The organism is Pseudactinotalea sp. (assembly GCF_048594945.1).
Classification (GTDB): Bacteria; Actinomycetota; Actinomycetes; order Actinomycetales; family Beutenbergiaceae; genus Pseudactinotalea.
The window spans coordinates 1-4582 of the sequence record NZ_JBMDXJ010000348.1; the positions used below are offsets into that span (position 1 = coordinate 1).

The 4582-nt window shown below is 71.6% G+C and carries 6 protein-coding genes; 2 read left to right on the forward strand and 4 right to left on the reverse strand.

The genetic code is table 11. The annotated features are described in order from the left end of the window. From ACOJSN_RS15710 to ACOJSN_RS15725, 4 genes are all read right to left on the reverse strand, one after another. A partial coding sequence (locus ACOJSN_RS15710; RefSeq protein ID WP_420113432.1) for an ROK family protein occupies positions 1–652 on the reverse strand: 652 nt, incomplete at its 3' end. Beyond that, positions 649–1542, reverse strand: a complete 894-nt coding sequence (locus tag ACOJSN_RS15715; RefSeq protein ID WP_420113433.1) for an SIS domain-containing protein — start codon at positions 1540–1542, stop codon at positions 649–651. The genes ACOJSN_RS15710 and ACOJSN_RS15715, both read right to left, overlap by 4 nt. Positions 1543–1585: 43 nt before the next feature. Then, positions 1586–2110 (reverse strand): DUF1003 domain-containing protein, encoded by a 525-nt coding sequence (locus ACOJSN_RS15720; RefSeq protein ID WP_420113434.1) that lies wholly within the window; start codon positions 2108–2110, stop codon positions 1586–1588. After that, the gene (locus ACOJSN_RS15725; RefSeq protein WP_420113435.1) at positions 2103–3401 is read right to left on the reverse strand and encodes a magnesium transporter MgtE N-terminal domain-containing protein; all 1299 of its coding nucleotides are present in this window, start codon (positions 3399–3401) and stop codon (positions 2103–2105) included. The genes ACOJSN_RS15720 and ACOJSN_RS15725 overlap by 8 nt, the downstream gene beginning before the upstream one ends. An 88-nt stretch (positions 3402–3489) precedes the next feature. Between ACOJSN_RS15725 and ACOJSN_RS15730 the strand changes: the two genes are divergently transcribed. Both ACOJSN_RS15730 and ACOJSN_RS15735 read left to right on the forward strand, forming a co-directional pair. After that, positions 3490–4008, forward strand: a complete 519-nt coding sequence (locus tag ACOJSN_RS15730) for a general stress protein (RefSeq protein ID WP_420113436.1) — start codon at positions 3490–3492, stop codon at positions 4006–4008. Positions 4009–4086: 78 nt separating this feature from the next. Next, on the forward strand, positions 4087–4582 hold a 496-nt coding region (locus ACOJSN_RS15735), incomplete at its 3' end, for an RNA polymerase sigma factor (protein WP_420113437.1).

The following is a 4582-nucleotide window of genomic DNA, read 5'->3' on the forward strand; positions in this document are numbered from 1 at the left end:
GGACCTCGCGGCTGCCCGCCACGCTCGTACCCGTGGCGGCCGCATAGCGGCGAGCGATCGCGGCCGTGCTGGCGATGGCTTCGAGGCAGCCGTTCGCGCCGCACACGCACGCCGGACCTGCGGGGTTCACCACCGAGTGCCCGAGCTCGCCTGCCCAGCCGTGCGCGAGCAGGGGCGCGCCCTCGACGAACAGCGCGGCGGCCACACCGGTGCCCACGATCACCACCGCCGCGTCGTGCGCACCGTGCGCCGCCCCGAGCTCGACCTCGGCTCGACCAGCGGTCGCGACGTCATGGCCGAAACCCACCGGCAGCCCGGTGCGCTCGGCGACCAGGGCCGGGAACGGCACGTCGTGCCACTCGAGGTTCTCCGAGAACACGGCGACACGGCGCTCCGCATCGACGATCCCGGGCACCACGAGCCCGACCGCTCCGAGGTCGGGCTGGAGCAATCGGGCCTGCTCCGCGTGCGCGGCCACCGCGTCGACCACCCGGCCCACCACGTCCGCCCCACGAGGCGTGGCCGAGTGCACGGGCGGGGAGAGGCGACCTGCGCCGTCGAGCACCGCGCTCTTGATCTCGGTGCCCCCGACATCGAGCACGGCGACGGGCTCGCCCGGGCCGAGGTCGATGTCGAGACCTGCGGCGCTCACCCGAGGATGACGGAGCGGGTCAGGGCGCGCGGGTGGTCGGGGTCGAGATCGCGGGCGCGTGCACGCTCGAGCGCAATCCGCTGGGCGGTGACGAGCTCGGCGAGGGGGTCGACGTCGGCGTGCTCCACGTAGCTGGCGCCAGTGGCGGCGACGTCGTCGGCCAGGCCTTCCGGTGCCGCACCGAGCACCCAGGTGGCCCGCCCGGGCGCGGCGACCGCGATCGGGCCGTGGCGGTACTCCATCGATGGGTAGGACTCGGTCCAGGACTGCGAGGCCTCACGGTTCTTGAGTGCGGCCTCGTGCGCGAGCCCGACGGCCCAGCCGGAGCCCAGGAAGGTGATCTGGTCGGCCTGCACGAGGCGGTCGTCGATCGGTGCGGCGAGGGCGGCCTCGGCGTCGGTGATCGACGGCGTGACGTCCAGTCCGAGGCCCGCGCGCAGCAGCGTGAGCGCGGTGGTGGCGAAGCGGGTCTGCACCACCGAGGCCTCGTCGGCGAAGTCGAGCACCACGAGATCGTCGACCAGTCGGGGGAGCGGCGTGTCGGGGTCGGCGACGATCCCGAGCAGCGGCACGCGGCCCTTGAGCTGCTCGGCCGCAGCGATCACCTCGGTGGTGGTGCCGGAGCGCGAGAGCAGGATCGCGAGGTCGTAGTCGCGATCCAGCGGCGCCTCGGAGGCGGCGAAGACGTCGGTGACGCCCTGACCGGCCTGCTCGCGCAGGGTCGCGTAGGACTGGCCCATGAACCAGGACGTGCCGCAGCCGAGGATCACCACGCGCTGCCCGGGTTGCGGCAGGGGTGCGGTCTCGGCGAGGGCGGCGGCCTGCCGCCAGGTGTCGGGTTGGCTGGTGAGCTCGGCTTCCATGTGCGCGCCGAGAGTGTCTGTGGTCACCCCAGCATGATTGCGCATGAGCGTTAGTGCTGTCTACCGAGCACTAGGTGTCATCGTGCTGGGCCTTCTCGGCGCTGGCGCCCTCCCGTGCACGCTCCTGAAGGATCTCCTCGAGGAGGTTGCGCAACTCGCTGCGGAGGAAGTCGCGGGTGGCCACGTCGTTCAAGGCGAGTCGGACTGCCGCCATCTCGCGGGCCAGGTACTCGGTGTCGGCGAGGTTGCGCTCCGAGCGCACCCGGTCCTGCTCGGCGGCGACCCGGTCCCGGTCGGCCTGGCGGTCCTGCGCGAGCAGGATCAGCGGTGCCGAGTAGGAGGCCTGCAGCGACAGCATCAACGTGAGCAGCGTGAAGTTCAGCGCCCGCGGGTCGAACTGCAGGGACTGCGGCGCGAGCGTGTTCCACAGCAGCCAGGTGGCGCAGAAGACCGTCATGTACAGCAGGAACCGCGGCGTGCCCATGAACCGCGCGATGCCTTCGGCGATCTTGCCGAATCGGTCCGGCGATCGCCGGCTGCGCGGCAGCAGCCGGCGCCGGAGCTCGACGGGGGTGTCGAGGCGGTCCTCAGCCACGCCCTGCCCCCATGCTCGCGTCGGTCACCTCGTCGTCAGCGGCACGCCAGTCCTCGGGCAGCAGGTGGTCGAGCACGTCGTCCACGGTCACGGCGCCCAGCAGCCGCTCCTGCTCGTCGATGACCGGCAGCACCGTGAGGTTGTACGTGGCGAGCAGGCGCGTGACCTTGCCGATCGGATCCTCGGGGGCGACCGTCGGCACGTCCTTGTCGAGCATCGTGCCGATCGACTCGTGGGGCGCCTGTCGCAGCAGCTTCTGCAGATGCACCGCACCGAGGAGCTTGCCCGTGGGCGTCTCCAACGGCGGCCGCACCACGAACACGATCGCCGCCAGCGCGGGCGTGACGTCCTGCCGCCGTGCGTGCGCCAGCGCGGTCGCCGCCGTCGCCTCCGGCCCCAGGATCAGCGGCTCGGTGGTCATCATCCCGCCCGCGGTGTGCTCGTCGTAGGCCAGGAGACGCCGCACGTCCTCGGCCTCCTCGGGCTCCATCAGCTCGAGCAGCTCCGCGGCCTGCTCGTTCGGGAGCTCGGCGAGGAGGTCGGCGGCGTCGTCGGGCTGCATCGCGTCGAGGACATCGGCCGCGCGCTCGCTCGTGAGGCCGGACAGGATCGAGATGCGGTCGTCGTCGCCCAGCTCCTCGAGGATGTCGGCGAGGCGTTCGTCCTGGAGCTCGGAGGCCACCTCGATCCGCCGGTCGTCCGGCAGGTCGTGCAGCACGTCGGCCACGTCGGCGGGCTTGAGGTCCTCCAGAGTGGCGAGGAACGTCGAGGCTCCCTGTGCCTGCGCCGCGCGCGACTCGATGCTGGTGACCTCGTCCACCCCCACCAGCAGCGACTCGCCGCGCCGGAACAGTCGGCCGGAGGTGGTGCGGCGCACGAACAGCTTGGTGACCAGCCAGTCCCTGTTCCGTTGCTGCTCGAGAGCGACGTCCTCGACCCGCACCTCGCCCGAACCGTCCTTGAGTGTGAGCGTGCGGTCGAGCAGCTGCCCGAGCACGAGCGTCTCCGCGGCGCGCTTCTCGAAGCGCCGCACGTTGACCAGCCCGGTCGTGAACACCGCGCCGCGCTCGATCGAGGTGACACGGGTCAGCGGCAGGAACAGACGACGCTTGCCCGGGATCTCCACGACGAGCCCCACCGCGCGAGGTGCGCCGGTGAGCGGCACGATGAGAACGACGTCGTGCACACGCCCCACCCGGTCTCCGAGTGGTTCGAAGACCTCGGTGCCGGCCAGCCTGCCCACGAACACGCGGGCGCTCAGCCGGGTGCTGGCGTTGCCGGGTGCGCTCACGTCGGAAGCCTATGCCAGCCGGAAGAACCAGGGCGGACTTCATCGGACTCCCAGGCGGTTCTCAGGCGTTGGGTACAGAATGGTTCCCATGTCGTTCATGCAGACCCCCCGCGACCCCCGACTCGGTGCCCAGCCTCGCGGTGAGGAGATCGCCGCGTTCGACAGCTACCTCGAGGCCCAGCGCGTGGTCGACTTCCTCTCCGACTCCGACTTCCCCGTGCAGAAGGTGACGATCGTCGGCACCGACCTCAAGATGGTCGAGCGCATCATCGGCCGCCGCACCTACATGCACGCGGCACTGCAGGGCGCGGCCTCCGGCGCGTGGTTCGGCCTGTTCCTCGGCCTCATGTTCATGCTGCTCGTGCAGGGGGCGCAGCTGCTCAACTCGTTGCTACCGGCGCTGCTGATCGGCGCCGGTTTCGGCATGCTCTGGGGCGTGGTCGGCCACGCCCTCACCGGCGGCCGCCGCGACTTCAGCTCCACCTCCCAGGTGCTGGCCAGCCGGTTCGCGGTGCTGTGCCTGGACGAGTCGGCAGAGCAGGCCAGGTCGTTGCTGGCCACGATGCCGGCCCCCGCTGACGACCCCCGGATTCCGCCCACCCCCTGAGCGCCGCCTGGCTCGCACCGGCAGATGTGGCACGCTGGTCCGGTTGTCCGGGCCGGTGAGGTGGGGGAGGTCGTGCCGATGCCGACGCATGCGCTCGCCGCGGCGCTCGATGCCGGTGACCGCGTGCGGGCGCGCGAGCTCGTCCGGGGCGTCCAGCCCTCCGCACTGGACGACGTTCTCGAGGTGCTGGCGCGCCATGCGGCCTCGGACAACGAAGCTACGGCGGCAGCCGCCGTCGAGCTGCTGGTCGAGGAGCTGGAGCGCTCAGGGACGTTGCGGCGGTTCGCGGGTGCGTCGCTGGTCGACGAGGCCGCCGTCGACGACGTCGTGCAGGAGAGTCTCATCGCCGTCGCCCGTGCCGCCCCTGGGTTTCGTGGCAGCGCGAAGGTGACCACGTGGGTCCACCGCATCGTGCGCAACTGCGTGGTGGACCACCTGCGCGCACAGCGAGCGATGGCACCGCTGCCGGAGGAGCTGCGTGCTACCGGAACCCGGATGAGCTCGGTGATCGCCACGCGCGAGACCGTGCAGCAGGTTATCGCGTCGCTGCCCGAGCATTACCGGGAAGCGGTCT